Genomic DNA, 26,785 nt, shown 5'->3' with positions numbered 1-26,785 from the left:
GGCGCTAAGGTGCCGAACATGCCCAGCGCCTCCATGGATCCGGCCGATGCCTCCCTCGGCCCCCGAGCTCGTCGCTCTGCGCTGCGCCGCAAGGAGATCCTCGAATCCGCCGCCCGCACCATCGGCCAGCGCGGCTACGCGGGGGCCACGCTGGCGGCGATCGCCGAAGATGTCGGCATCTCCGCCCCGAGCCTCCTGCACCACTTCCGGAACAAGGAATCCCTGCTCACAGAGCTGATCGACTACCGTGACGACGTCTCGCGGGACATCGGGGGAACGTCCTTCGACGCCGGCGGGCAGGCGGCGCTGGACCACCTCGGCGACACCGCCGCCGCCAACACCGCCAACCGCGGGCTGACCCAGCTGTACGCGGTGCTCCTCGGCGAATCGATCACCGAGGGGCATCCCGCGCAGTCCTACTTCCGGGATCGTCTCGCGGGGCTGCGGGTCATGGTGCGCGACGCGATCCTCACCGCCGTCGCGGATCCGACGATCGCCGAGGCCGATGTCCTGGAGACCTCGGCGGCGATCGTGGCTGTGATGGATGGCGTGCAGTACCAGTTCCTGCTCGACCCCGGCGCCGTGGATATGACCGCGGTGACCCGTCGCACCATCCGGGCCCTGCTCGCCGACCTCAGGAGCGGCTCCGCGATGGGCGATGAGCACTGACATCGCTCAGGACGCCTCGTCGAGCGCTGCGGTGTACTCGTCGCAGAGGGTCTGCCCGCCGCCGCTGAGCCATGCCTCGCGGTAGGCCGCCAGCTCGCTGAGCGGGCGCCGACCGGTGATGAAGCCGTTGCGATAGTCCTCGTTCAGAGAATCCAGCTTCGCGTTGAGGGTCGCGGCGCTGGGTGCGATGGTCCCGGCCACCGGGTTCGGGACGGTCGCCGAGACGAGCTGCTCCATCGTGGTGCGGAAGTTGTCGACGTAGTCGGTGAGGGTGGCGCCGATCGAGAAGATCGGCGAGTTGAAGGCGCCCAGCCACTGCAGCGCCGCCCGGTCCGCGTCGGCCTGCTCGTCCTCGAGCCCGACGACCTCGTGGTCCGGTCCGAACTCATAGTTCACGCCCTCGGTGCCGGAGCCGATGAACAGGGCCTCCTGGGAGCCGAAGGGGGCACGCCAGTAGTTGATCACGCCCAGCAGGGCGTGCAGGCGGGCCTCGTCCTCGGCGGCTTCGGCGGAGATCGCGACGATGCCCCAGTAGCCGTCGTCGCGCTGGATGACGATGTCCCCGCCATCGAAGGCCGGCGGCACGAAGAACTCGGGCTCGGCCTCCGGGGTGGAGTCGACGACCTGGCCGATGATCGGGTTCCCGAAGAAGCCGTTGAAGGAGTCGATGGTCAGGGCGATCTGCCCGGTGGTGAATAGATCCGGCAGTTCGCCGCCGATCCCGTCGGGGTGGATGACCCCGGCATCCCACAGCTGCTTCTCGAACTCCATGACCTGCTCGAAGGCATCGGTCATCAGCACATTGGTGACCTTGCCGGCGTCATCGAGCTGCCAGGTGGTGCCCGCGCGGAACATCCACTCGAACATGGCCTGCTCGTTGCCGCCGATCGTGGACATGCCCCAGATCTGCTTGCCGTGCGCGGTGCCGAGGCCGGCGATATCGGTCATCACCTGCAGCCACTCCTCCGCCGTGGACCCCATGGAGTCGTGACCCGCCAGACGCATCAGGTCGGCGCGAACGAGCGGGAAGTTGGTGAGGAAGGGGTTCTCGTTCGGGACGCCGTAGATGTGGCCGTTCTTCGCGGAGACCTGCCAGGCGTTGGTGGAGACGTTGGCCAGGTTCGGCCACTTGAGGATGTTGTCCCCGGAGAGCACCTCGGAGAGGTCCGCGAAGGCTCCATCGGCGAGCGCGCGCTGGCCGATCGCATCGGTGTCCTGCACGAAGGACAGATCCGGCACCGAGCCCGAGGCGATGGTGGTGGAGAACTTGTCGTTGTATCCGTCGGCCGCGGTGAGCGTGGGGGTGAAGGTGACGTTCAGCCGCTCCTCCAGGGCCTGCCAGTACTCGTTCTGCTCGCGAGGGCGCGGCGGTGCGCCCCAGAGGACCTGGAAGGTGGTGACCTCGTCGCCGGTGCCCGGCGCTTCGTCGACGGAGGTGAAGTACTCCTTCAGGGGCGAGGTGAAGATCATCGGCATGCCTTCCACCTCGGAGGCGATGCCGCCCTCCGGGACCGGAGGCTCGACGTGGGTGGGCAGCGTGAGCGCCTGTTCCTCGAAGCCGCCGGAGCCGGATCCTCCTCCGGAGGAGCTGCCGCAGGCGGCGAGCCCGCTGACGGCGAGGGCGGTCGCGCCGAGTCCGAAGACGGCACGGCGGGAGGGGCGGAACGGGCGAGGCGAAACGTTGGTCATGACGCTCTCCTTTGAGGTCGACAGGAACGGGATCAGCCAAACACCTAACGAACGTTAGGCGTTCATGTCGAGGAGCGTACAGGGACGCCGCAGGCTTGTCTGTGACTCCGGTCGTCACGATCGGGTAACGGCTTCCGACGGAATCTCGCGCGCGCGAGCAGGTCTTTGATCACACCCTTGACCTGGTGTTCTGTACAGACTCGGGGGCTGGCGGCCTGCCCGCCGAGCACGCTAGCGTCGGCGCCGTTCCATCCCGGCCACCCGTTAGAGGGCGTTCTCCTCCCTCCCGCGGCGCCGGGTCGCACAGCACCGACCACCGCAGAGCAGCGGTGGCGATCGCTCCGGAAAGGGCACCCCATGACCACTCGTCATCCCCGTCGCACCCTGCTGGCCACCCTCGGTCTCGCCGCCGGGGCAGGTGTCCTCGCACCTGCCGCCGCGGGGGCCGACGGGCCGCCCGATCGATCAGATCCGCGGGGCCGCTCCGTCGGCGCCCTCTCTCGCGGTCAGGACCGGGCGCCGGGGCGGAGGGGCATGCTCGCGCAGCAGCACCGCGTGGACCGCACCGGCGGGGTGGTGGCGACCCACGGCGAGCGCGAGATCGTCTGGGAGCAGGTCGCCACCACCGCCCAGACCAGCTCGGCAGTGATCGACGTGGACCCTGAGGATCCCGGCCATCCCTTCGAAGGCTTCGGGCCGGCGCTGACCCATTCCGCGGCCTGGCTGCTGCTGCGGATGCCACGCCCCCGCCGCCTGGAACTGCTCCGGGGGATGTTCTCCCCCACCGGTCCGCTGCGCCTCACCGCCCTGCGGATTCCGCTCGGGACCAGCGACTTCGCCCCTGACGCTGGAGCCTCGACCTACTACACCTTCGCCGACGAGCAGGGCCCGGCGGATGATCCGCTGGCGCATTTCGACATCAGCCGTGACGAGGAGACGATCCTGCCGGTGCTGCGGGATATCGTCGAGATCGCGGGGACCCTGAGCGTGGTCATCTCGCCGTGGTCCGCTCCCGCGTGGATGAAGACCAGCGGTTCACTCATCGGTGGCCATCTGCTCGACGATGGGGCGACCCGGCAGACCTGGGCGAACTATCTCGCCCGCTCCCTGAAGGCCTACGAGCAGGCCGTCCCTGGCCTCACCGTCAGCGCGGTCACGGTGCAGAACGAGCCGCTCCACGAGACAGCGCAGTACCCCTGCATGGGAATGACGGCGGAGGTGCAGGCCGAGGTGATCGGCCAGCTGCTCGGAGAGCTCGACCAGCGCGGCTCGTCGGCGGTGGTGCTGTCCTACGACCACAACTGGGACCGGGTGGACTACCCGATGGCGGTGCTCGACGAGCTCCGCGCCACCGGACTCGACGATCCCGGACGGGTGGGCGCGGCGTTCCATGCGTACGCCGGAACTGCCGACGCGGTGGACCCGCTGCACGAGGCGCATCCGGAGGCTCCGCTGTGGTTCACCGAGCAGAGCGGCACCCAGGATCCCGCGAAACCCTATGAGGGCGACTTCGCCGACGGGATCTGGTGGATGTCCAACCAGCTCTTCCTGCCTGCGCTGCGTCATCACCACCGCGGCGTGATCCTCTTCAACCTCGTGCTCGACCAGGACGGCGGACCGGGACCGGCGACCTTCACCAACGGCACCGGCCTGTTCCAGATCGAGGAATCCACCGGTGAGCTGATCCCGAATGCGGAGCTGTACGTGATGGCCCACCACAGCCGGTTCCTCCCTCCGGGCACCCCGACCGTCGCCTCCACCGCCCCGCTGGGCCTGCCGAACGTCGCGGCACGGCGGGCCGACGGCTCCCTCGTGGTGGTCCTGCACAACGACGCTCCGGCGCGGGCCGTCACGGTCCGTGCCGGCGACCGGGTGCTCACGGCCGAGCTGCCGGGCTGGACACTCGCCACTTTCGTGCTGACCGAGCACCAGCGGGTGCGCGGCGGGCGGTGAACCCTCGACGGTGCGCGGCCAGGCGGTGAACGGGCGTGCGGCGAGCAGTGCCCGGCACTACTCTCACCCCATGGCAGAGCATCCCGCGACCGGCGGGCACCGGACACACCGCTCGGGCGGATATGCCCTGGCCTTCGGTCTGCTCGCCATCGCGTGCGCGCTGATCCCGGTGATCGGTGACCTGGTCGCCGTGCCCATCGCGGTCGTCGCGGTCGTCTGCGGCGTCGTCGGCGTCGGCCACCACGACGCCGGCCGGGCCCCGCGGATGCTCCCCGCACTCGCGGGTGCCATCCTGGGCGCCGTGGCGCTGCTGCTCGTAGTGGTGGGACTCATCGCGACGAGTCCGCTGGGCTGATCCTCGTCCGGGACGCCGGCGCTCTCGTTCTTCGCAGTGCCGGACGAGCTGGTGGTGTGGCTGGTCGAGCAGGGCGCCGACATCAACCAGCCCGACGCGTACGGCGAGACCCCTCTGCATCATCACGCGGGCTCCTGGCGCGGCAACCCGACGCTGATCCTGCAGCTCGGCGCCGACCTCCATGCCCGCGACGCCAGCGGACAGACGGCCCTGTTCGGGGCCATGATGCATCCCGGGCACGTGCGCACCCTCCTCGAGGCGGGCATCGACGTCAACGCCCTGGATCAGGAGGGCGAGACCGCCCTCGAAGCTCGCCTGCGGCGCACGAGCACCCACGAGATCACCGAGGTCACCGAGTCCGTGCAGCTGCTCCTCGCAACTGGGGCGCAGATCCCCGAGGGGATCGGCGAGGAGGTGCGCGCCCTCAGCGAGGACTTCGAGCGGATCCGCGAAGATTATGCCCCCGAGTCCGTCGAGGAGACGGGCGCCGCCGTCCAGGAGCTGTGCCGGCTCTTCGGGGTCGTGCCGGCCGCGGAGGTCGTGCGCCACGACGGCACCTCCCCCATCGACACCCGCGCGGACTCCCCCGTCGAGCAGTTCTCCGAGCTCTGGGATCTGCTGGTTCCCGGCATGGGACCGGCCGACACCGTGCAGGGCGAAGCCGTGCGCATCGTCGGCCGCGTGACCGCCGAGATCCATGGCACCGGCGGCGCGAACTGGGATACGGAGTTCGCGCGCATGATCACTGCGCTGCCCGCGCTGCTGAGTGCCCATACCGCCTCCGCAGCACAGTCCACCGCAGCAACGGCCACCACCGCAGACGCCTCCGGGACCTCGCCCGAGCTCGCGGCTGCCGAGCTGGCAGAGCTGGCCCGTGCGATGCGCAGCGGCGCGGCCGACGACATCGAGCTCGCGCGGCTACGAGACCTCGTCGTCGCCTGGGTGGCTCGGCACCCGGCACCGATCACCCTGCCGCCGCAGTCCTACCGCAGATAGCAGTCTCCTCGCAGGCAGCGGTCACCGCGGGTGCGCGTGGAGCAATGCTCAAGGAATCGTGCTCGAGGAAGGGTGCGCGACGAGGGGTGCCGCGTGTCCGTCAGCCCCAGCTCTCGGTGCGGTCCTTCAGCTCGCGGTACGCGCCCAGCACCTCAGGCGTGGGCTCGGCGCCGACGGTGCGGGACCCGCTGAGCCTCCAGGTCGGCGCTTCGCCAGCGCCGGAGAGCGCCCAGGCGGCCTGGCGAGCCGCACCGAGGGCGACGTACTCCCCCTCGGGGGCGATCGTCACCTCGCGGCCGAAGATAGCAGGAGCCAGCTGCTGGACGGCCTGGCTGCGGGCAGCGCCGCCGATCAGGGTGATGCGGGCGGCGGCGGTGCCGGTGCGGTCCTCGAGCGCAGCGATCCCGTCGGCCAGCGAGCACAGCAGTCCCTCGACATAGGCGCGAGCCACGTCCTCCCGGGTCGTCGCCGTGCTCATCCCGGTGAGGGTGGCGCGGGCGGTGGGACGGTTCGGGGTGCGCTCACCGTCGAAGTAGGGCAGCAGGGTCACCCCGTTCGCGCCGGGCACGGAGGCCAGCGCCAGGCGGGAGAGCTCCTCGTGCTCCACCCCGAGCAGCGCCCGGGCGGCCTCGAGGATGCGGGAGGCGTTGATGGTGGTGGTCATCGGCAGGAAGTTGCCGGTGGCGTCCGCGAAGCCGGTGACGGTGCCGCTCGCATCGCCGGGCCGGGTGGGGCTGACCATCGCGCAGACGCCGGAGGTGCCGATCGAGACGGAGACGTCGCCAGGGCCCTGCGAGAGGCCGAGCGCGGCACCCATGTTGTCGCCGGTGCCGGCGGCGATCACGGCGCCGCGGGCGGTGCGGGCCATGACCTCCTGGGGGGCGCCGGGCAGGCGGGGCAGCGCGAGTGCGGTGCCCAGCGCCCGCTCGGCCAGCTCGGGCGCCCAGGCCTCGGTGCGGGTGGAGTAGTAGCCGGTGCCGGAGGCGTCGCCGCGGTCGGTGAAGGGCGCGGCGCCCTGCTCGGCGAGATGGAGGGAGACGTAGTCATGCGGGAGCAGCACGCTGGCGGCGCGCTTCGCGTTCTCCGGTTCGTGGTCCCGCACCCAGCGCAGCTTGGAGGCGGTGAAGGAGGCGACCATCAGGCTGCCGATCTCCTCGACAGAGGCCTCCGGCCCGCCCATCTCCTCGATCAGGGTCTGGGCCTCGGGCGCGGAGCGGGTGTCGTTCCACAGCAGCGCATCGCGCACCACCTCGCCCTGTGCGTCCAGGAGCACCATGCCGTGCTGCTGGCCGCCGACGGATACCGCGTCGGCACGCTCCAGCAGCGGGCCGGCGGCCTCGTCGACCGCCGCGAGCCAGGCGCGGGGATCGACCTCGGTGCCCTCGGGGTGGGCGGCGCGGCGCTGCTCGAGGACCTCACCGGAGTCCGCATCGACGAGGAGGGCCTTGGTGGCCTGGGTGGAGGAGTCGATGCCGAGGACCAGGGGTGCCATCAGAGGGCCTTTCCGTCGTGAGTGCTGGAGCGGAGCGTGCTGGAGCAGATGAGTGCTGAACACATGGGTGCTGAACAAGCAGTGCAGCAGTGAAGTGGCGCTGGGGCGAGGATATGCCCCGCAGCGGAGCCGCGTGCCGGGTGCCGGGTGCCGGGTGCCGGGTGCCGGGGGTGCCGGGGAGCCGAGCCGCCGAGCGATCCGGACGCAAGGCGCGAGCCGGGCGCTGCGCGAGCCGCTCCCGACGATTGTGCGCTGAGGACCTATATCGGTGTCCCGTATAGGTCCTCAGCGCACATTCCCGCGGTGGTCACGCAACGATCACGCGATCACGCAGAACTCACGGGAGCTCGGGAGCTCGAGTGAGGCGGGCGAGTCGAGTGACGCGGGTCAGTCGGATCAGGCGCGGAAGCCGATCAGGTGCTGCATGGCCAGCTGCTGCAGGCGCACGAAGCCGAAGTTGCGCTCGCCGGCCTTGTCCGCGTCGAAGTCCTCGAACGTGGAGCGGTCCGCGAGCAGGTCCGCGAGGGACTCGCCCTCGGCGAGGGTCGGCTCTGCGAGCTCCTCGATGCCGGAGTACTTCAGCGCCTCCTGGACCTCGGAGTCCTGACGGAACGCGAGAGCGCGCTCCTTCAGCATCAGGTACATCTCCATGTTCGCCGCGGCGGAGTCGTACTGACCCTGCTCGTGCTCGGTGCGCGAGGGCTTGAAGTCGAAGTGACGGGCACCCTCGTAGGCGCCGGGCTTCGACGGGAAGCCGTTCTCGAGCAGGTCGACGGTGAAGAACGCGGAGATCAGGTCGCCGTGGCCGAACACGAGGTCCTGGTCGTACATCGGGCCGTGCTGGCCGTTGAGGTCGATGTGGAAGAGCTTCTCGCTCCACAGCGCCTGGGCGAGACCGTGGGTGTAGTTCAGGGTCGCCATCTGCTCGTGGCCGGTCTCGGGGTTGATGCCCACGATGTCGCCGTGCTCGAGCTGCTCGATGAAGGCCAGAGCGTGGCCCACGGTGGGCAGGAAGATGTTGCCGCGGGGCTCGTTGGGCTTGGGCTCGAGGCCGATGCGCAGGTCGTAGCCCTTGTCCTTGATGTAGCCGGCCACGGTGTCCAGGCCCTCGCGGTAGCGCTCGAGCGCGGCGAAGAGGTCCTTGGAGCCGTCGTACTCCGAACCCTCACGGCCGCCCCACATCACGAAGGTGCTCGCACCGAGCTCGGCGGCGAGGTCCACGTTCGCGAGGACCTTGCGCAGGCCGAAGCGGCGCACGTCGCGGTCGTTGGAGGTGAAGGCGCCGTCCTTGAAGACGGGGTGGGCGAAGGTGTCGGTGGTGACCATCTCGATCACGAGGCCGGTCTCGTCGGTGACGGACTTCAGCTGGTCGATGATCGTCTGGCGCTCGGCGGGGGTCGCGTCGAAGGGGACCACGTCGTTGTCGTGGAAGGTGAAGCCCCAGGCGCCGAGCTCGGAGAGCTTGCGGATGTGGGCGCTCAGCTCGAGCGGCGGGCGGGTGGCGGAACCGAACTGGTCACGGGCCTCCCAGCCGGTGGTCCACAGACCGAAGGAGAACTTGTCGTCGCGAGTGGGGGTGGGGGCGGCCATGGAAGGCTCCTTCGTCGTTGCGTATGGCGTGCTCTCGGCGGGCTGTCATCGCCGCGCCGCTGTTAGTAAGTTACAGTAACTAACGCAGTCGTGCCAAGCTGTTCCCAGATATTCCGGGTCAGCATGCCGCCGCTGCCCGCATCGGAGCCGGCGAAAGGGGCACAGGTGCAGTCCACCCATCTGCGTGAGCACAACCTGTCCATCATCCTCAGCACGCTGGCCACAGCCGCCTCGACCGCCTCCCCGCTCTCCCGCGCCGGGCTCGCCAAGCACACCCGGCTCACCAAGCCGACCGTCTCCAAGCTGGTCGAGGAGCTGGTGGGCGCGGGGCTGGCCGAAGAGGGCACACCCATCTCCGCCGGGGCCGGGCGGCCGATGGTGCCACTGACCCCCGCCCGCGGCACGCTGCTGGCGATCGGGCTCGAGATCGCCGCCGATCACGTCGCCTGCCTCGGCATCGACCTGGCCGGCGAGGTGCTGAGCCATCGGATCGAGTACCGGAAGGTCACCGCGACCTCCGCCGAGGAGTCGATCGACCTCGCCGCCGAGCTGGTGGGCAAGGTGCGCGCCGACGCCGGCGACCTGCCGGTGGTCGAAGTGGTCGTCGCCGTCCCCGGCCGCATCGCCCCGGACGACGGACGGGTGCTCTCCGCCCCGAACCTGGACTGGACCGAGGTGCCGCTCGTGGGGCGGCTGATCGCCCATCCGGAGCTCGCAGGCCTCTCGGTGCGCGCCCAGAACGACAACCGCCTCTCCGTGCTCACCGAGATCGATCATCGTCCCGACGAATCCTTCATCTACCTGCGCGGTTCCACCGGCATCGGCGGTGCGGTGGTGCTCGACGGAGCCCTCATGACCGGCGCGCACGGCTGGGCCGGCGAGTTCGGGCACACGGTGATCGAGCCGGGTGGCGCGACCTGCCGCTGCGGCCGCCAGGGTTGCCTGGAGGCGTACGTCTCGTATCACGCACTGCGGGAGCGGGCGGGGCTCAGCGACGACATCCTCATCGAAGACCTGGTCGATGCGCTCGCCCTGACTCGGGACCGTGCCGAGGTGATCGGCATGATCGGGCGCTCGCTGGGCCTGGCGATCGCCAATGCCCTGAACGTGCTGGACCTGACCACCGTGGTGCTCTCGGGATACCTGGCGCCGATCGCCGACGAGCTCGAGCCGGTGATCCGCGAGACCGTGGAACGCCACGCTCTGGCGGTCGAGGCCGGCCCGGTGCTGATCGCGCGCTCGGACGGCCAGCTCGACCCGGCCCTGCAGGGCGCGGCGCGGGCGGCGCTGCAGCCGGTGTTCAGCGCCCCCGGCGCATGGATCACCCGGGCTCACCCCTTCGCAGGCTGATCCCTCGGCCGCGGCGGCGCGGTCGACAGCCGCACCGTCCGCCCCGCCGGACAGAGCGAAACTTCGCGAGCCCGCCGCTCGTCCCGACAGCCCACCAGGGCAGGGATTGTCGGCCCCACCACCGACAATCTGACATCGTGCAGCAGGAAGTTTTCGAGCGGTTTTCAGAGCTGGGGCGTCGACGCCGCAGCAACACCCCAATCCCGCTGACCTGCAGGTGTGCAATATGGCCGCCCGATTACAACGTTTACCAAGAAGTCCTTGACGGCTCGTCGGCCACTCTTTACCCTGAGAGCGAACCCCCTCTGGACTACTTGTTTTCGAGAAACTTTTCATTCTCTGAGGGGAGGGATGATCCGCGGCAGGGACGCTGCGGAGCACCCCTCCGTGATGAGCTCCACCGCCGCCGGCTCACCGCAGAACCGGCGACGGATGCTCGGCCTTTCACGGCGCTCCATGAATCCGATATCTCATCACTCCCCAGGAGTTCCCGATGATCACAGCTCGCTCACCGCTCACCAGCCGCCGCGCCTTCGTGGGCCTGACCGCCGCGACGCTCGGCTCACTCACCCTCGCCTCGTGCGGAGGATCCGAGGACGCCGAGGTCGACCCCGCCTCCCAGAATGTCGGCGCGATGGAGACCTTCGAGGCCGATCAGCAGTTCAAGGCCACCGAGCCGATCACCGTCTCGATCCTGTGGACGGACTGGCCCGAGCAGCCCGTCAAGGAGACCTGGCAGGTCTTCGACCGCATCAAGGAGCTGACCAATGTGCAGCTCGAGCTCACCCATGTCCCCTTCAGCGACTCCGTGGAGAAGCGCAGCCTGCTGATCAGCGCGGGTGATGCGCCCACGATCATCCCCCTGATCTACCGCGGCGACGAGACCCCCTTCGTCTCCTCCGGCGCGATCCTGCCGATGAGCGACTTCGTCGAGCACATGCCCAACTTCCGCAAGTACGTGGAGGAGTGGGACCAGGCCGAGATGGTCGAGAACCTCAAGCAGGCCGACGGGAAGTACTACATGCTGCCGGGCCTGCAGGAGGTCTGGGTGCCCTCGTTCTCCCTGATCATCCGCAAGGACGTCTGGGAGGAGATCGGGATCGGGATCCCCTCGACCTGGGATGAGGTCCACGAGGGGCTGCAGGCCATCAAGGAGAAGTACCCTGACTCGCTCCCGCTGGCCGACGGCTTCGAGGGACAGTCCCTGATCAACTACGGCGGCTACTCCTTCGGCACCCGGGCCGGCTGGGGCTTCGGGGACGGGACGATCGGCGGGCAGGACGGCGAGCCGCTGCGCTACGCGGCGACCACCGAGGAGTACAAGGCGATGGTCGAGTACTACCGCACCCTGGTCGCCGAGGGCCTGCTGGACCCCGAGACCCTGACCGCCGCGAACGACGGCAGCGGTGCCGGCGGGGTGGCGGAGAAGTTCGCCAAGGAGACCTGCTTCGCCGCCTCCGGCTCCTCAGGCACGGCCATCGAATTCGCACAGGCCCTGGACGAGACGGTCGGGAAGGGTAACTACGACCTCCAGCTCATCCCGCCGCCCGCCGGGCCGGGTGGGAACATCATGGGGCCGCGCAACTTCTGGCATGGCTTCATGCTCAACTCCGAGATCGCGGAGTCCGAGAACTTCCTCGCGATCCTCCAGTTCCTGGACTGGCTGTACTTCAACCCGGAGGCGCGCGAGATGCAGCGCTGGGGCATCGAGGGCGAGACGTACACCAAGTCCGAGGACGGCACGATCGAGCTGGCGGACGGCTACTCCCTGGACTCCTTCGACCTGAACGTCGGCGCGGGCACCGACCTGCTCAAGGACCTGGGCTTCTCCACCTTCATGGCCGAGGCCACCGAGTCGCGGGCGCTGAAGGAGTCCTACAACTCCGCGGCGTTCACCGAGTACATCGACGGGGTGCTCGAGAACCTCGAATCGATGCCGCCGTGGGCTCCGGCACCGCTCGAGGAGGCGGAGCTCGAGCAGGCTTCCCTGATGGCGACGCCGTTGAAGGACGCCGTGGACACCGCCACCCTGCAGTTCATGCTCGGTGACCGTGACATGGGGGAATGGGACGCCTTCGCCGCGGAGCTCGAGGCCTCCGGGCTGCAGAACTACATGGACCTGATCAACGGCGCCAGGGAACGGTTCCTCGAAAGCTCCTGAGCAGGCACCGGCATCAGGGACGGCGCGCTCCGGAGGTCAGGAACCCTGCTCCCCCTCCGGAGCCGTCGGCTCCCGCGCAGTCTTCGGCACCCACGCAGTCGTCGGATCCCGCGGAATCGTGGACTCCCACTGGGCCGTGGTCTCCCGCTGGGCCGTCTACTCGCGCGGAGTCTTCGGCTCCCGGGGGGCCGTGGACTCCCGCTGGATCAGCATGGTCTCGAGCTTGAACGGATGGGCGAAGAGACCCGGGTCCGAGGACAGCGCCAGCAGGCGCTCGATCGCGACCTGGCCCATCGAGAACAGCGGCTGGCGCACCGCGGTGAGCTGCGGGTGCGTCCACTGCGCGATCATCGTGTCGTCGAAGCTGATCACGCTGAGCTGTTCGGGTACCTCCACCCCGAGCTGGCGCGCGGCGCGCAGGGCTCCGACGGCGAGGGTGTCTGCGACGGCGAAGATCGCGGTGGGCGGCTCGGGCAGCTGCAGCAGGCGCTCGGCGCCGCGTTGGCCATCCTCGTAGGAGAAGTTCCCGTGCGCGATGAGGTCCCGCTCCCACTGCACTCCGGCGGCGCCGAGAGCGGAGTGGTAGCCCTGGAGCCGCTGGCGCGCGGGGATCGAATCCTCCGGGCCGGCGAGCACGCCGATCCGTCGATGGCCCTGGTCCACCAGGTGCTGGACCGCAGTGGTGCCGCCTTCCCAGTTGGTGGCCGAGATGGTGACGATGCCCTTGACGTCGGGGTCGATGGAGACGGGGTCGATCGCGATCAGAGGGAGCGAGAGATCCCGGCTCCAGCGCGCGTGCCGAGCGCCGATCGGGGTGGTCACCAGCACCACTCCCTCGACGCCGCGGGAGGCGACCTCGGCCATCCAGGCTCGCGAGAGGCCGGCGGAGGTCTGGTCGCCGCTGACGACGATCAGGTCCACGTCGGCGCGGTGCGCCGCCTGCTCCGCCCCTTCCAGCACCTGGAGCGAATACGGGCTGGTGAGCGTGTCGAAGTGGATCAGCGCCGAGCGGCGCTTGTCTCCTTCGCGGCGTTTGGGCTGGTAGCCCAGCTCCCGGGCGGCCTCGGCCACGATCTCGCGAGTGCGGTCACGCACGTCGGCGCGACCGTTCATCACCTTCGAGGCGGTCGCGAGCGACACCCCGGCCTTCTCCGCGACCTCTTTCAAGGTGACCCGACCGGTTCGCGTCTCGCTCTGTGCCATGACTTCACCTCTCCCGTGCCCGGGGTGCTCCGCCGTTGGAGCACCGAGTCGCACCTTAACCCGCGCGAACGAACCTTGACCGGTCAGCACGCGAACTCTAACCTGGTCCCACCTTAACTTTCAGTTCATTATTTCGCCAGTTTTCGCTGGTTTCGCCACGCGGGAAGCGGTCGTCGATGACCACCCCGCGCACTCCTTGGAGGCATCCCCCATGGCCCTGTTCGACATGCCCCTTGAGGCCCTGAGGGAGTATCGCCCCACGCTCGAGGAACCCGTGGATCTCGAGGACTTCTGGGACCAGACCCTGGGCCGGGCCCGCGCGGCCTCCGCCCCGATCCTCGCGCAGGAGCGAGTCGAGAACGGACTCACCCTCGTCGACACCTGGGACGTCACCCTCGCGGGGCACGACGGCACCCCGGTGCGAGCCTGGTACAACCGGCCAGCCGGGGTCGATGCGGGTCTGCCGGTGATCGTCGAGTACCTGGGGTACGGGGGTGGCCGCGGCGAGCCACTCGAGCGCCTGGCCTGGGCCGCTGCCGGCTACGGGCATCTGCTGATGGACTCGCGCGGACAGGGCTCGGGTTGGGGCGCCGGCGGTCACACCGCCGACCCGGCCGGCTCGGGACCCGCCGCCGCCGGGGTCATGACCCGCGGCATCGACTCCCCGCACACCTCGTATCTGACCCGTCTGCTGACCGACGCCGCCCGCGCCGTCGATGCCGCTCGCGTCCTGACCGGCGCGGACGGCAGGGTGGTCGTCACCGGCAACAGCCAGGGCGGCGGGCTCGCGCTCGGTGCCGCCGGGCTGGTCCCCGACGTCGACGCGCTGATGACCAACGTCCCCTTCCTCACCCACATGCGCCGCGCGACCGAGATCACCGATGCCGACCCGTATCAGGAGATCGTGCGCTACCTGGCGGTCCATCGAGGGCTCGAGGAGCAGACCTTCCGGACCCTGGCCTACGTCGATGCCCTGCATCTGGGCCGCCGCGCGACCGCGCCGGCGATGTTCTCGGTGGCGCTGCGCGACGTCATCTGCCCGCCCTCCACCGTATTCGCCGCCTACAACCTCTACGGAAGCGCGACGGGGACCGATCCGGAGCGCGAGATCGTCGTCTACCCCTTCAACAACCACGAGGGCGGCGGTCCCGCTCAGCAGCGCCGCCAGCTCGACTGGCTGCGTGAGAATCTGTGAGCCCCGCACCCGCCGAGCGAGCTGACCACGCTGGCCCCGCTGAGTCCGCTGGCCCCGCTGAGCCTGCCGACCACGCTGGCATTGAGGAACCCGCTGATCTCGCGTGGCTCGGCGCGCACGCGGCGGCGCGTCTGCCCCGCGAGGTGCAGCTGCATGCCGGCGGGCCCCTGGCGGGGACCGTCGGCGCCGAGGTGGAACGGCTGCGCGACCTGGCAGAGGGCACGGCCGGCACCCTGCGCCTGTACGACCTGCCCGCCGCCCGTGACGCCGGCATAGAGGCGGCGGTGCTCGAGGAGCTCGCCGCGGCCGGCCCCGAGGCCTATGCGCTGCGGGTCGAGGGCGAGCACCTCTGCGTGATCGCCGGCGGGGATCGCGGTCTGCTGCATGGGTTCTACGCGGTGGTGCTGGGGCAGGCCACCGCAGTGGTCCACACCACCGACGCAGCCGACGCGACCGACAGCACAGACAGCACAACCGGCACCGGCAGCACAGCCGGCTGGACCCTGCGCGCTCCCGCGCAGGCGATCCGGATGCTCGACCACTGGGACAACATGACCGTGCATTCCGTGATGGGGCAGGTGGAGCGCGGGTACGCCGGCGGCTCGTTGTTCTACGAGGACGGCGAGCTGCGTGAGGACCTCACCCGGGTGGAGCAGTATGCGAGGCTGCTGGCCTCGATCGGCATCAACCGGGTCTCGCTGAACAATGTGAACGTCCACGCCCGCGAGGCCACGCTCCTGACGTCTCGGCTGAACCAGGTCGCGCGGCTCGCGGAGGTCTTCCGGGGCCAGGGCATCTCGGTCCACCTCGCCGTCTCCTTCGCCTCGCCGATCCTGCTGGGAGGCCTGACAACCTCCGATCCGCTGGACGCCGAGGTCCAGGACTGGTGGGCGGCGACCGCCGAGGCGGTCTATGCCGCGATCCCCGACTTCGGCGGCTTCGTGGTCAAGGCGGATTCCGAGGGACAGCCCGGCCCCTTCGCCTATGGCCGCGATCATACCGACGGGGCGAACCTGCTGGCCCGCGCCCTCGCACCCCACGGCGGTGAGGTGTTCTGGAGGGCGTTCGTCTACGACCACCACCAGGACTGGCGCGACCGCAGCACGGACCGTGCCCGCGCCGCCCACGATCACTTCGCCCCGCTGGACGGCACCTTCGACGACAACGTCATCGTGCAGGTCAAGCACGGCCCGCTGGACTTCCAGGTCCGGGAGGCCGTCTCCCCCGTGATCGGGGCGATGCCCCGCACCCGGCTCGCGGTCGAACTGCAGATCACCCAGGAGTACACCGGGCAGCAGAAGCACCTCTGCTATCTCGCCCCCTGGTGGAGCGAGAACCTGCGCTTCCCCTTCGGGAACTCCGACCCCGCTGCCGCGGAGGCCAGCGCTCCGACCGTCGCGCAGATCGTCGCCGGCACGGCCGAGCGTCCGGGCGGTGTGGTCGCGGTCTCCAACGTCGGCGCCGACGCGTTCTGGACCGGGCATCCGCTCGCCCAGGCCAACCTCTTCGCTCTGGGCCGGCTGGCCTGGGACCCCGACCTCTCCCCGCAGCAGATCCTCGAGGAATGGATCGGAGCGACGTTCGGCGCCGATCCGCTGGTCGCCGAGGTGCTGGAGGATCTGCTGGGCGAGTCCTGGCAGCTGTACGAGAGCTACACCGCCCCGCTGGGGGTGGGATTCATGGTGCGTCCCGGTCATCACTACGGCCCCGACGTGGATGGCTACGAGTACACCCCGTGGGGCACCTACCACTTCGCCGATCGTGACGGCCTCGGGGTGGACCGCACTGTCGCCACCGGCACGGGCTTCGCCGGACTGTTCCCCGAGCCCTGGGCCTCGCTGTACGAGTCACCGCAGACGTGCCCTGACGAGCTGCTGCTGTTCTTCCACCATGTGCCGTACACGCATCGCCTGCACAGCGGGAAGACCGTCATCCAGCACATCTACGACTCCCGGGCCGACGGCTACGAGCGGGTGCTCCAACTGCGTCCGCGCTGGCAGGAGCTCGAGGGCAGGGTGCCCACTGCGCTGCATGAGCGGGTCACGGCGCTGCTGCACGAGCAGGAGCGCTCCGCCGAGGAGTGGCGCGATCAGCTGCGCACCTACTTCTTCCGCGCCTCGGGGATCCCCGACGAGAGCGGGCGGCCGATCCACTGACCTGGCCTGCTGCGCGGGTCAGGACCCGTCGACGACGACCGTGAAGCTCACGGCGGCCGCGAGGCCGGCGGCGAGCGGGCCCCGGCCGTCGTCGGCCTGGACCTGGATGTCCTGCGGTCCACGGCGCTGCGGGTCGAAGCCGGTCACGACATAGCCGCCGTGACCGGGCAGCAGCTCCTCCCCCAGCAGGCCATCGTCGAAATCGGCGCTCACCCGCAGCCCGGCCAGGTCGAGGTCCTCCCCGCACCGGTAGCGCGTCCTGCGCGGGGGCCGGTCGATGTGGAGGCGCAGCAGGTGGGCGCCGCGCAGTGCGGCGTGCTCGAGCACCGTGATGCCGATGACGCCTCCGTGGCGGATCACCCCGCGCGCCAGATGGTATTCCGGGGTCTGCCACGGCAAGGGCGTCCACTCCCCGGAGTCCAGGGACGGCGCCCAGTAGGGGCTGAGCTGCTGCTCCCAGGGCTCTCCGGCCGGTGAATGCTCCCACTGCTGATCCGCCCAGAGGTACACGCCGCCTCGCGGGTCCCCAGGATTCGCGCGGACGACCATCGGCGCCTCCGCATATCGCGTCCCCGCGGCCCGGCGGGTGATCGCCGGCGCGACGAGCTCCCAGTCCTCCGGTGGGGCGAGCACCTGCGCGGCCCGCTCCTGGTAGATGTCGTCCCCGCCGTCGGCCGACGAATACGGTCGCACCGCGTCGCCGGTGGAGACCCGATCGCACACGAAGCGGTGATAGCCCGCCCCGTCATCGCCTCGCACGGTCCCGGCGTCGAGGGTGCCATGGCCGGGGCGACCGCTCAGCACCCGGGCAGGCGAGAAAGTGACGAAGTCACGGGTCAGCGCGTACATCGTCACGTTGCGGGTCAGCGGGAACCGACCCCCGGTCCGGTCCTCCCGGAAGGAGGTCCCCGGCGGGTAGAGCGACGACGTCCAGGTCACGACGTAGGACCCGAGCTCGGGCGCCCAGATCGCCTCGGGGGCGAACGCCATCCCCGCTTCGGGCGGTGCGACCAGCACATGCCGCTGAGCCGACCAGGTGCGCAGATCTGATGACTCCCACACCTCGAGGTGGCGGCTCGCTCCGCTCTGCGCCCAGTCCCACCCCCGCCACCCGTGCTCGGGAGCGTCGACGTTGAGATCGGTCGCCACCAGGAAGAAACGGTCACCTTCCGGCGAACGCACGATCGACGGGTCTCGGACGGCGTGCATCCCGGCAGTGGATCTCAGCACGGCGCGCCCGCCGTTGACCGCCCGCCACGCCGTCGGGTCATCACCCTCGCTCACTGCGAAGTACAGCTGCTGGCCGTCGTGGCTGTTCGAGCGGGCGAAGTTCACCATGGCGTAGCGCGAGGTCTCCGCCAGCTCGATCGCGGGCAGGACGGTGACCAGGAACTCCCGCTGCGCAGATCCTTGCGGCAGGCGGAGGGTGGCGAGGAGGGAAACCTGCACCGGGCCCGCACCCGGGGGTGGCCGGCGGACGACTCCCGGGGCCCTCCCGTCCTGCTCATGATCGCTGACGACGTCCGGCGCCGACGAGGACCAGCTCAGCGAGGCCTGCGGAGCTCCCGGGAGAGCATCGGGCAGGCAGAGGTGTCCGCGCACCCCCTCAGCTCCGGGGACACAGAGCTGTTCCAGGAGCTGCTCCGGGAGCACCTCTGGGCTCACCGCAGCAGTCACCACCCCGGATGCGCCTGGTGGACGGGGCATCAGTCCGTCGCCGCCCGCTGTTCGAGGGCGGTCAGCAGCGGCGCCGCAGACCTGTCGAGCAGGACCACCAAGGGGGCGGCCACGAAGAGCAGCACCCATTCACCGATGACGGTCACCACCAGCACGCAGGCCACGGCGACCAGCAGGATCCCGAGGACGCCCCGTCCCGAGACGCCGACGGCGCCGAGGGCATACCGCCACAGCGCAGCGCCGCCCGCAGTGAACCTCGCGGCGATGACGCTGCCGATCAGCGCGACCGCGGCGAGGGCACCGAGCAGGACCAGACCGGGCAGATCCGGTCCCGTGAGTCCCTGCAGGGCACCGGCCGCCAGCACCAGGGCCGCCACCACGCCGACCGGGATCCACAGCGCCGCGGCCTGCCGCAGCGAGTGGCGGATCCCCCGTGCGAGCCGCCGCAGCGGTCGGATGTCGGTGGTGAGGTCCTGGCCATGGACGGCATGGACCGTCCCGATCAGCAGCATCCCGAGCACCCAGGTCAACACCGGAATGCCGCAGATGCCCACCAGGGTGCCCTGGGTGAGCACGAGAGCGGCGAGGGGCAGCGCACCAGCCACCGCGAGTCCCGCTCCGAGTGCGAAGAGGTTGTAGATGACGAAGGTGCCGCGCCAGATCCCCCGCTCATGGTGATCTCGGCTCGCCGTCGTCGTCTCCACCCGACCCGACGTTCCCACCCGGCCCGTCGGTCCCACCCGGCCCGACGTTCTCACCTGGCCCGATTCCACGGTGCTCATGGGCATCTCCGTCCGTCTCGCAGGGAGGCCCCGGCGCCGACTCAGGTGAGCCGGCACCGGAGCCAGGGCATCAGCCGCCGAAGGACTCCTGCGCCTCATGGACGATGTCCATGTACTTCGTGGCGCCGTTGTCGTCGCATTCGGTCGCGAAGGCGTCCCACTCCCCCACGTCACGCTGGCCCGTCACGAACTTCAGCGTGTTCTGATCCACGAAGTCCTTCAGCGGGGTGGCGACCAGGGTCGCCTCCTCGCGCTGGATCTCGTCCATCGGGTACGGGGGCAGCGGATCGATGACCTCGTGGGTCTCCGCGGTGCGCTGCTGCCAGTCGACCTCCTCCTCGTTCATGGTCGAGCGGAGCAGGTCCGTGGTCCCGCCATAGGCGAAGACGCCGCCGGAGAAGCCGAAGTCGGTGCGGAGGTCCTTGGTCCCCTCAGGGTTCAGCCCCAGGAAGTTCACGCCCTCCGCGGGCACCCGCTTGTCCCCCTCACGCTTGAAGGTGACTCCCTCGACGCCCCACTTGGAGAACTCCTGGCCCTCATCGGAGTACCAGAGCCAGTCGACGAACTGAAGCATGGCGAGGAACTTGTCGTCATCGGCCATCTGGGCGTTGAACATGACGCCGTTCTCGAGGCGGGAACCGCCCATCACCGCACCGAGCGGCCCACCGGGCAGGAGCATCTTCTTCACGACGGTCTTGCCCTCGCCGAACTCCTCGTCCAGGCCCGTGCGGCAGTCGATGATCGTCTGCGAGTTCGTGGAGATCGAGAAGGACTTGCCGGTGACGAACTTCCGCACCGCGGCGTCGTCGTCCTGGGTGAACCCCTCGGTGTCGATCAGCTTCTCCTCGACGCCGGCGGAGAACCATTCGAGCATCGCGAGGTACGCCTCCTGCTGGGGACCGAAGACGAGCTCCTCGGACCCCACCTCCTTGCGCACCACGCCATCGCCGAAGCCCCACCCTGCGGAGACCCCGAACGTCGAGGCCACGAGCCCGAGGAGGTTCGCTCCTTCAAAGCGGTCCGAGAGCGGCCACATGTCCGGGTGCGCCTCGTGCACCTTCCGGTACACCTCGGTGAGCTCCTCCCAGGTGGTCGGCTCCTCGAGCCCGAGCTCCTCGAGGATGTCCACGCGGTAGGCGAGGGTGTAGTCCGGCCAGACCTCCTCATGCAGCCCCGGCAGCACGTAGTACTTGCCGTCCTGCTGCTTGAGGCGTTCGATCTCTGCTTCCAGCCCCCACTTCTCGACCTTGTCCATGTAGTTCGGCATCTGGTCGACGTAGTCGCTGATGGGGAGGATCGCGCCGGCGGCGACGAAGGCGGTCTCCTGACCCGGGTACGTCTTGGGGATGATGTACGGCGCATCTCCGGCGCTGACCAGGAGCGAGCGCTTCTGCTCGTAGTCCGACATCGGGATGACCGTGGGGGTGAGGGTCACGTTGGTGCGGGTGGTGACCTCTTCCCAGAACAGCCAGTCCTTGCGGTACGGGTAGGCCGGGTTGTCGCTGTACATGAGGCCGATCTCGAAGGGCTCCGACGCCTTGAACGTGGTCCCCACGCCGTAGTCGTCCATCGAGCCGGTGCTCACCTCGCTCACGTCGACCGGCTCATCGCCGCCTCCGCTCGAGCAGGCGCCGAGCGCCAGGGTGGTGCCGAGAGCCGCGCTTCCGGCGGCCAGGAACTTCCGTCGAGTGAACATGGGAGATCACCTTTCATCATCGAAGAGGTCGAAGAGGTCGAGCGGGATACTGCAGTGGAGTGCTGCATCGAAGTGCTGCAGCGGAGTCCTACGGAGGAGTCCTGCAGCGGAGTGCTGCAGGGAGCAGCGGCTACTGCTTGACCGAGCCGAGCATCACGCCCGACACGAAGTAGCGCTGCACGAAGGGATAGACGCACAGGATCGGCAGGACGGTGAGCACCATCGTCACGGCCTTGATGTTCGAGGAGATCTGCGTCTGCGCATCCGCCGAGGCGGCCGCGACGTCCGAGGTCTGGCTGGTTCCGGCGATCATGTTGCGCAGGTACATCGTGACCGGGAACAGCTCCTTGTCACTGAGGTAGAGGAACGCCTGGAACCAGGAGTTCCAATGGGAGACCGCGTAGAACAGCAGCATCGTCGCGAGGATCGCCTTGGACAGCGGCATCACGACCCGCAGCAGGATCCCGTAGGTGGTGAGGCCGTCGATCGCGGCGGCCTCTTCTAGCTCGAGCGGCATGTTCTCGAAGAACGCCTTCATCACGAGCAGGTTGAAGATGCTCACCGCATTCGGGATCACGATCGCCCACATCGTGTTCATGATCCCCAGGGAGCTGATGAGGATGTAGTTGGGGATGATCCCGCCGTTGAAGAACATCGTGAACACCGCGATCCCGATGAACAGCCCGCGGCCGCGCAGCCGGGCCCGAGAGATCGCATAGGCGTACATCGTGGTCAGGACCAGCGAGATCAACGTCGCGACGATCGTGTACACGACGGTGTTGCGGTAGTTCACCCAGAACAGGCGGTCGGACATGACCACCTTGTAGGTGTCGATGTTGAACCCGATCGGCAGCAGGTTCACGCGGCCGGAGACGATCGCGGATTCGCTCGAGAGCGACTGGGCGATGATGTTCACGAACGGGTAGAGCGTCAGGAAGACGACGCCCAGCAGGATCACGACGTTGGCGGCGGTGAAGATCTTGTAGCCACGGGAGGTTTTCATAGCGTTCCTCTCACCACAGGCTCGCGCCGACCACGCGGCGAGAGATCCAGTTGGCGGACAGCACCAGGGTCAGGCCGATCACGGATTCGAACAGGCCGATGGCGGTGGCATAGCTGAAGTTGTTGGAGACCAGGCCGACGCGGAAGAGATAGGTCGCGATCACATCCGCCGTCTCGTAGGTCAGGGGGTTGTACAGCAGCAGGATCTTCTCGAAGCCGACGGCCATGAAGGTGCCGATGTTCAGGATCAGCAGCGTGATCATCGTCGGGGTGATCCCCGGCAGGGTGACGTAGAGGGTCTGCTTCCACCGGTTGGCCCCGTCGATCGTGGCGGCCTCGTAGAGCTGGCTGTCCACCTGGGTCAGGGCTGCGAGGTAGAGGATCGTTCCCCAGCCCACCGTCTGCCACACCTCGGAGGTGACGTAGAGCGTGCGGAACCAGCCCGCCTGCTGGATGAAGTTGATCGGCTCCACCCCGAAAGCCCCGATGACCGAGTTGACGGTGCCGTTGAGCGAGACCAGCTGCATGACCATGCCGGCGACGATGACGATCGACATGAAGTGCGGAAGATAGGAGACCGTCTGCACGAAGCGCTTGAACCAGCTCTTGCGCACCTCGTTGAGCAGCAGCGCCAGGATGATCGGCATCGGGAAGACGATCACCAGGGACAGCACGCCCAGCACGATGGTGTTGGTGAAGACGCGCCAGAACGCCGGGTCCTCCATGAACATCACGATGTAGCGCAGGCCCACCCAGTCCTCGCCGAACATCGACCCGCCGGGCCGGAAGCGGCGGAACGCGATGATGTTGCCCGCCATCGGCAGGTACTTGAAGATCACCAGGTAGATCAGCGGCAGGGCCAGCAGGGAGTAGAGCCGCCAGTCCTTGCGCACATCCCGCCACAGCGAGCGCTTGCGCGCCACCGGGACGGTGCCCGGTCGGGGCTCGGTCGGGGGCGGGGCTGTGGTCGGAGCCGATCCGGCAGCAGCACTGTGTTGCGTCACGCTCTAGGCACCTCCTCATAGATTCCGGGATGAGCCGGAGGGGAACGGGCTGCGACGGCAGGACCTGCTGCGCGCGGATCGACCCTCCGGGCGTCGCCGACACGACCAGCAGTGAAGGCGGGGTGAGAGGCGGCAGCATCGTCGTCATTCCCACCAGCGGGCGAGAAGTTTCGGAAACTTCACCGCACTGGGAAGACGCTATCCAATGGCGTCGCTCACGTCAAGAACGATTTGCGAATTGACCGCGGCGAGACGTCGATAACCGCTTGACCTGGCATGACAAGGATCAGCGGGCGGCCCGCACCCAGAGCCCACCGCGTTCCGCCACGCGAAAGGCCAGGAAAGCTTCTCGCAACAACAGCGCCTGCTCTCAGGTCGTCCTCCGGCCGGCCAGGACCACGAACCGACGAGGGAGACAGGCGAGAGACGGGCGAGAGACGGGCGGGAAAAGGGAGAGGGAAGGGCGGGAGAAGGGCGCCGGAGGCCGCAGCGCGCACGACGGAGGAGGGCGCCCGATCCTCAGATCGGACGCCCTCCTCCGTCATACGGCCCTGGGTCATGCGCGAGCCCTGGGTGGTGCGCGAACCCTGGGTGGTGCGAACCCCAGGAGCAGCGTCAGCGCCGCAGCGCCGGGTGCCCTGCCCGCCCGCTCGCTGCGGCGAGCGCGTCCTGCACGGCGTAGTAGGCGGGCTTGCGGGAGTAGTCGTCCCACAGCACGGTCGCCGCGCCCTCACCGGGGAAGGTCCCGGGCACCCACGAGTAGCGATCCAGCACGCCCCACAGGGTCAGCGACGAGCAGCCCTCCACGGACAGCGCCGCTTCGGTCACCCGGCGGTAGTACTCGGCCTGCTGCGCGAGCTGGGCCTCCGTCGGCTCCTCACCCTCGACCACGTCCATGCGCACATCGAGCTCGGTGATGGCCGTCTGCAGGCCCAGATCGGCGAAGCGCTGGAGGTTGTCGGCGAGATCCCCCGGGAAGCCGTAACGGATCGACAGGTGCCCCTGGGTGGAGAAGCCGTGGACCGGGACCCCGTCGGCCAGCAGCTCCTGGATGAGCGCGTAGTAGGCATCGCTCTTGGGGTTGATCCCGTCGACGTTGTAGTCGTTGAAGAACAGCAGCGCCTCCGGGTCCGCGGCGTGAGCCCAGCGGAAGGCGTCGGCGATGATCTCCGTGCCCAGCTCGCGGATCCAGATGTTGCCCTCGGTGCGCAGGATGGCGCTGTCGTCGAAGATCTCGTTGACGACGTCCCACTGCTGCATGCGCCCGGCGTAGCGGCCGACCACCGTCTCGATGTGCTCCTTGAGGATCGCCCGGAGCTCCTCGGGCGAGAAGCCGCCCTCCGTCAGCCAGGCGGGGTTCTGGTTGTGCCACATCAGGGTGTGACCGCGCACGACCTGGCCGTTGGCCTCCGCGAACTCCATGATCGCGTCCGAGTCGACGAAGTTGTACTCGTCCCGGGCGGGGCGCATGTGGTCCCACTTCATCTGGTTCTCGGCCGAGAGCGAGGTGAACTCTGCCGCCAGCAGCTCGCGGTAGGGCTCGTCGGCGGTGAACGGATCGGGATAGGGCTGGCTCGTGTGGTGACCGCCGCCGGCGACGGCGCAGCCGATCTTCAGGGTGCTTCCGGCGGCGAAGGCGAGGTTGTCCTTCTTCGCGAGGCCCGGGGGCTTGGCCTGCCCGTTCCCGGGAACCCCGCCCGGGGCGGCGGCGGCGGGTGCGGCGACCGCGAGCGTGGTCGCGACAGCTCCGGCGGTGAGGATCTGGCGGCGTTTCATGGTGTCTCCTTCGACGTCATCATCGGGGGAACTGCGACTGCTCGTGCAGGCGCCCCGCCGGCCGCGGACGGCAGACGGGGCGCGAGGGTTCAGCCCTTGACAGAGCCGAGCATGATGCCCGAGACGAAGTACCGCTGCACGAAGGGGTACACGCAAAGGATCGGGATCAGGATCAGGATCATCGTCACCGACTGGATGTTGGCGTTGATGGCATCGACGCTGCCGCCCGAGGCCGCGGCCCCCTCCGACGCTGCGGTGGAGGCCCCGGCTATCAGGTTCCTCAGGAACAGGGTCACGGGGAACAGGTCCGTCTTGTCCAGGTACAGGAAGGCGGCGAACCAGTCGTTCCAGTACTGCACCGAGTAGAACAGCACCATCGTGGCGATCACCGCCTTGGACAGCGGCAGCACGATCCGGAAGAAGATCCCGAACCAGCTCAGGCCGTCGATATGCGCGGCCTCCTCGAGCTCCGTGGGCAGGTTCTCGAAGAACGCCTTCATCACCAGAAGGTTGAAGACCGACAGCGCCGGCGGAAGGATCACCGCCCACATCGTGTTCTTCATCCCCAGCGAGGAGATGAGCACGTAGTTCGGGACGATGCCGCCGTTGAAGAACATCGTGAACACGGCGATGCCGATCAGCAGGCCGCGCCCCTTGAGGTGCTTCTTCGAGAGCACATAGGCGTAGGAGGTGGTCAGCACCATGGCGATGGTCGTGCCGATCACGGTGTAGACCACGGTGTTGCCGTAGGCGCGCCAGAAGTTGTCGTTGTTGGCGACCACCTTGTAGGTGTCGAGGTTGAAGCCGACAGGGAAGAGGTTGACCTTGCCCGCGTTGATCGCACCCGCTGAGCTGAACGACTGGGCCAGCAGCATGACGAACGGGTACAGCATGAGCGCGCACATGAGGACCAGCACCGTCATGTTCACGACCGTGAAGACCTTGTAGGACGTGGAGTCCTTAATCCGGGAGGTCCGGGGGGCGACTGCGCTCTTGGAATTCTTGCGCGGCGCATCCGGGGCCATTGCTTCGATCACCACAGGCTCGTCCCCACCAATCGCTTCGAGATGTAGTTGGCGGACATGACCATCACGAAACCGATGATCGCCTGGAACAGGCCGATGGCCGCCGCATAGCTGAGGTTGTTCGACACCAGACCCACGCGGTACAGGTACGTCGAGATGACGTCACCGGTGGAGTAGGTCATGGGGTTGTACAGCAGCAGGACCTTCTCGAAGCCGACGTTGAGGAAGTTGCCGATGTTGAGGATCAGCAGGGTGACCATCGTCGGCCGGATCCCCGGGATCGTCACGTGCCAGGTCTGCTGCCAGCGGTTGGCCCCATCGATGCGTGACGCCTCGTAGAGGCCGTCGTCCACCGCGGTGAGCGCGGCGAGGTACAGGATCGTGCCCCAGCCGACCGTCTGCCAGGCCTCGGAGGCGACGTAGATGAACCGGAACCATTCAGGCTTCTGGAGGAACGAGACTGCGTCCCCGCCGAAGGCCTCGGTGATCTGGTTGACCGTGCCCTGCAGGGAGAGCAGCTGGTAGACCATGCCGACCACGATCACGACCGAGAGGAAGTGGGGCAGGTAGCTGATCGACTGCACGATCCGCTTGAAGTGCGTGCGTCGCACCTCGTTGAGCATGAGCGCGAGGATGATCGGCAGCGGGAAGCAGACCACCAGGGTCATGCCGCCGATGATCGCCGTGTTCGTGAAGACGTTCCAGAACGCGGGATCGTGGATGAACATATCCACGTACAGCATCCCGACCCATTCGTCGCCGAAGATGCTGCCTCCGGGCCGGAACCGTCGGAAGGCGATCACATTGCCGAGCATCGGCAGGTATCGGAAGATCGCCAGGAAGATCAGTGGGGCGATCGCGAGGGTGTACAGCGGCCAGTCGCGCCGGAGCGACCGCTTCCAACCTCCCGGTCTGCGTTTTGGGGCCGGGGGCCGCGGCGCAGGTTCCTGCGCCGCGGTCTCCCGAGTCTCCGTCAGTGTCATGACCTCAGCTCCTCCGTCAGTGCCTCGGTGC

The 26,785-nt window shown here is 68.7% G+C and carries 20 protein-coding genes; 8 read left to right on the top strand and 12 right to left on the bottom strand.

The features are described from left to right. Window positions 1–18 precede the first annotated feature (18 nt). Window positions 19–669: a TetR/AcrR family transcriptional regulator gene (locus ACT3UF_RS07530; protein WP_345076125.1), complete on the top strand. Its 651-nt coding sequence runs from the start codon at window positions 19–21 to the stop codon at window positions 667–669. A 6-nt stretch (window positions 670–675) separates the two neighbouring features. Here the strand turns inward: ACT3UF_RS07530 and ACT3UF_RS07525 are convergent, their stop codons facing one another. Beyond that, on the bottom strand, window positions 676–2,358 hold the full coding sequence (locus tag ACT3UF_RS07525; protein ID WP_345076123.1) for an extracellular solute-binding protein: 1,683 nt from the start codon (window positions 2,356–2,358) through the stop codon (window positions 676–678). 357 nt (window positions 2,359–2,715) lie between these two features. On the opposite strand from ACT3UF_RS07525, the gene ACT3UF_RS07520 reads away from it, so the two are divergent. The 3 genes from ACT3UF_RS07520 (at window position 2,716) to ACT3UF_RS07510 (ending at window position 5,662) form a co-directional block, all read left to right on the top strand. Further along, entirely contained in the window at window positions 2,716–4,311 is a 1,596-nt protein-coding gene (locus ACT3UF_RS07520; RefSeq protein ID WP_444606571.1) for a glycoside hydrolase family 30 protein, read from the top strand. 70 nt (window positions 4,312–4,381) lie between these two features. Next, entirely contained in the window at window positions 4,382–4,666 is a 285-nt protein-coding gene (locus tag ACT3UF_RS07515; RefSeq protein WP_444600878.1) for a hypothetical protein, read from the top strand. A gap of 36 nt (window positions 4,667–4,702) precedes the next feature. Further along, window positions 4,703–5,662, top strand: a complete 960-nt coding sequence (locus tag ACT3UF_RS07510) for an ankyrin repeat domain-containing protein (protein ID WP_345076119.1) — start codon at window positions 4,703–4,705, stop codon at window positions 5,660–5,662. A gap of 100 nt (window positions 5,663–5,762) precedes the next feature. Here ACT3UF_RS07510 and xylB read toward each other — a convergent pair whose 3' ends face one another. Both xylB and xylA read right to left on the bottom strand, forming a co-directional pair. After that, complete coding sequence (xylB, locus tag ACT3UF_RS07505; protein WP_444600877.1) at window positions 5,763–7,154, bottom strand: xylulokinase; 1,392 nt, start codon at window positions 7,152–7,154, stop codon at window positions 5,763–5,765. Between the two features lie 396 nt (window positions 7,155–7,550). After that, the gene (gene xylA, locus ACT3UF_RS07500; protein WP_444608233.1) at window positions 7,551–8,744 is read right to left on the bottom strand and encodes a xylose isomerase; all 1,194 of its coding nucleotides are present in this window, start codon (window positions 8,742–8,744) and stop codon (window positions 7,551–7,553) included. A gap of 165 nt (window positions 8,745–8,909) precedes the next feature. On the opposite strand from xylA, the gene ACT3UF_RS07495 reads away from it, so the two are divergent. Both ACT3UF_RS07495 and ACT3UF_RS07490 read left to right on the top strand, forming a co-directional pair. Further along, window positions 8,910–10,094, top strand: coding sequence for an ROK family protein (locus tag ACT3UF_RS07495; protein WP_444608232.1), 1,185 nt, complete (start codon window positions 8,910–8,912; stop codon window positions 10,092–10,094). Between the two features lie 493 nt (window positions 10,095–10,587). Continuing rightward, on the top strand, window positions 10,588–12,255 hold the full coding sequence (locus ACT3UF_RS07490) for an ABC transporter substrate-binding protein (RefSeq protein ID WP_444608231.1): 1,668 nt from the start codon (window positions 10,588–10,590) through the stop codon (window positions 12,253–12,255). Window positions 12,256–12,411: 156 nt separating this feature from the next. Here the strand turns inward: ACT3UF_RS07490 and ACT3UF_RS07485 are convergent, their stop codons facing one another. Further along, window positions 12,412–13,458 (bottom strand): LacI family DNA-binding transcriptional regulator, encoded by a 1,047-nt coding sequence (locus tag ACT3UF_RS07485; RefSeq protein WP_345076112.1) that lies wholly within the window; start codon window positions 13,456–13,458, stop codon window positions 12,412–12,414. A gap of 211 nt (window positions 13,459–13,669) precedes the next feature. Here ACT3UF_RS07485 and ACT3UF_RS07480 point away from each other — a divergent pair, with 211 nt between their 5' ends. Further along, complete coding sequence (locus ACT3UF_RS07480) at window positions 13,670–14,653, top strand: acetylxylan esterase (RefSeq protein ID WP_345076110.1); 984 nt, start codon at window positions 13,670–13,672, stop codon at window positions 14,651–14,653. Further along, window positions 14,650–16,809 carry an alpha-glucuronidase gene (locus ACT3UF_RS07475; RefSeq protein WP_444608230.1) on the top strand — a complete coding sequence of 720 codons (2,160 nt, stop codon included), beginning with the start codon at window positions 14,650–14,652 and terminating at the stop codon, window positions 16,807–16,809. The genes ACT3UF_RS07480 and ACT3UF_RS07475 overlap by 4 nt, the downstream gene beginning before the upstream one ends. Before the next feature lie 18 nt (window positions 16,810–16,827). Here the strand turns inward: ACT3UF_RS07475 and ACT3UF_RS07470 are convergent, their stop codons facing one another. The 8 genes from ACT3UF_RS07470 to ACT3UF_RS07435 all read right to left on the bottom strand — a co-directional run bounded on the left by ACT3UF_RS07470 (window position 16,828) and on the right by ACT3UF_RS07435 (window position 26,754). Beyond that, window positions 16,828–18,516, bottom strand: a complete 1,689-nt coding sequence (locus tag ACT3UF_RS07470) for an immunoglobulin-like domain-containing protein (RefSeq protein WP_444608229.1) — start codon at window positions 18,514–18,516, stop codon at window positions 16,828–16,830. Further along, window positions 18,516–19,268: a hypothetical protein gene (locus ACT3UF_RS07465; protein WP_444608228.1), complete on the bottom strand. Its 753-nt coding sequence runs from the start codon at window positions 19,266–19,268 to the stop codon at window positions 18,516–18,518. Before ACT3UF_RS07465 ends, ACT3UF_RS07470 begins: the two co-directional genes overlap by 1 nt. 70 nt (window positions 19,269–19,338) lie before the next feature. Continuing rightward, window positions 19,339–20,964 (bottom strand): ABC transporter substrate-binding protein, encoded by a 1,626-nt coding sequence (locus ACT3UF_RS07460; RefSeq protein ID WP_345076106.1) that lies wholly within the window; start codon window positions 20,962–20,964, stop codon window positions 19,339–19,341. A gap of 130 nt (window positions 20,965–21,094) precedes the next feature. Then, window positions 21,095–21,967 (bottom strand): carbohydrate ABC transporter permease, encoded by an 873-nt coding sequence (locus ACT3UF_RS07455; RefSeq protein WP_345076105.1) that lies wholly within the window; start codon window positions 21,965–21,967, stop codon window positions 21,095–21,097. Between the two features lie 10 nt (window positions 21,968–21,977). Further along, window positions 21,978–22,970: an ABC transporter permease gene (locus ACT3UF_RS07450; RefSeq protein WP_444608227.1), complete on the bottom strand. Its 993-nt coding sequence runs from the start codon at window positions 22,968–22,970 to the stop codon at window positions 21,978–21,980. A 615-nt stretch (window positions 22,971–23,585) separates the two neighbouring features. Next, the gene (locus ACT3UF_RS07445) at window positions 23,586–24,746 is read right to left on the bottom strand and encodes an endo-1,4-beta-xylanase (RefSeq protein WP_444608226.1); all 1,161 of its coding nucleotides are present in this window, start codon (window positions 24,744–24,746) and stop codon (window positions 23,586–23,588) included. An 89-nt stretch (window positions 24,747–24,835) separates the two neighbouring features. Beyond that, window positions 24,836–25,771 (bottom strand): carbohydrate ABC transporter permease, encoded by a 936-nt coding sequence (locus ACT3UF_RS07440; RefSeq protein ID WP_444600898.1) that lies wholly within the window; start codon window positions 25,769–25,771, stop codon window positions 24,836–24,838. Window positions 25,772–25,779: 8 nt separating this feature from the next. Then, window positions 25,780–26,754, bottom strand: a complete 975-nt coding sequence (locus ACT3UF_RS07435; RefSeq protein ID WP_441444280.1) for an ABC transporter permease — start codon at window positions 26,752–26,754, stop codon at window positions 25,780–25,782. Window positions 26,755–26,785 lie beyond the last annotated feature (31 nt).

Source organism: Brachybacterium sp. AOP24-D1-21 (assembly GCF_052378665.1).
Taxonomy (GTDB): Bacteria; Actinomycetota; Actinomycetes; order Actinomycetales; family Dermabacteraceae; genus Brachybacterium.
The sequence above is the reverse complement of the archived record's forward strand: the minus strand, read 5'-3'. Positions and strand labels throughout refer to the sequence as shown.

Excerpts from the sequence above, each read along its gene's own strand:
- ACT3UF_RS07435 (WP_441444280.1), bottom strand. The coding sequence starts at position 26,754 with ATGACACTGACGGAGACTCGGGAGACCGCGGCGCAGGAACCTGCGCCG.
- ACT3UF_RS07515 (WP_444600878.1), top strand. The coding sequence starts at position 4,382 with ATGGCAGAGCATCCCGCGACCGGCGGGCACCGGACACACCGCTCGGGC.
- ACT3UF_RS07455 (WP_345076105.1), bottom strand. The coding sequence starts at position 21,967 with ATGAAAACCTCCCGTGGCTACAAGATCTTCACCGCCGCCAACGTCGTG.
- ACT3UF_RS07470 (WP_444608229.1), bottom strand. The coding sequence starts at position 18,516 with ATGCCCCGTCCACCAGGCGCATCCGGGGTGGTGACTGCTGCGGTGAGC.
- ACT3UF_RS07480 (WP_345076110.1), top strand. The coding sequence starts at position 13,670 with ATGGCCCTGTTCGACATGCCCCTTGAGGCCCTGAGGGAGTATCGCCCC.
- ACT3UF_RS07440 (WP_444600898.1), bottom strand. The coding sequence starts at position 25,771 with ATGGCCCCGGATGCGCCGCGCAAGAATTCCAAGAGCGCAGTCGCCCCC.
- xylA (WP_444608233.1), bottom strand. The coding sequence starts at position 8,744 with ATGGCCGCCCCCACCCCCACTCGCGACGACAAGTTCTCCTTCGGTCTG.
- ACT3UF_RS07460 (WP_345076106.1), bottom strand. The coding sequence starts at position 20,964 with ATGTTCACTCGACGGAAGTTCCTGGCCGCCGGAAGCGCGGCTCTCGGC.
- ACT3UF_RS07485 (WP_345076112.1), bottom strand. The coding sequence starts at position 13,458 with ATGGCACAGAGCGAGACGCGAACCGGTCGGGTCACCTTGAAAGAGGTC.
- xylB (WP_444600877.1), bottom strand. The coding sequence starts at position 7,154 with ATGGCACCCCTGGTCCTCGGCATCGACTCCTCCACCCAGGCCACCAAG.
- ACT3UF_RS07465 (WP_444608228.1), bottom strand. The coding sequence starts at position 19,268 with ATGAGCACCGTGGAATCGGGCCAGGTGAGAACGTCGGGCCGGGTGGGA.
- ACT3UF_RS07525 (WP_345076123.1), bottom strand. The coding sequence starts at position 2,358 with ATGACCAACGTTTCGCCTCGCCCGTTCCGCCCCTCCCGCCGTGCCGTC.
- ACT3UF_RS07520 (WP_444606571.1), top strand. The coding sequence starts at position 2,716 with ATGACCACTCGTCATCCCCGTCGCACCCTGCTGGCCACCCTCGGTCTC.
- ACT3UF_RS07490 (WP_444608231.1), top strand. The coding sequence starts at position 10,588 with ATGATCACAGCTCGCTCACCGCTCACCAGCCGCCGCGCCTTCGTGGGC.
- ACT3UF_RS07530 (WP_345076125.1), top strand. The coding sequence starts at position 19 with ATGCCCAGCGCCTCCATGGATCCGGCCGATGCCTCCCTCGGCCCCCGA.
- ACT3UF_RS07445 (WP_444608226.1), bottom strand. The coding sequence starts at position 24,746 with ATGAAACGCCGCCAGATCCTCACCGCCGGAGCTGTCGCGACCACGCTC.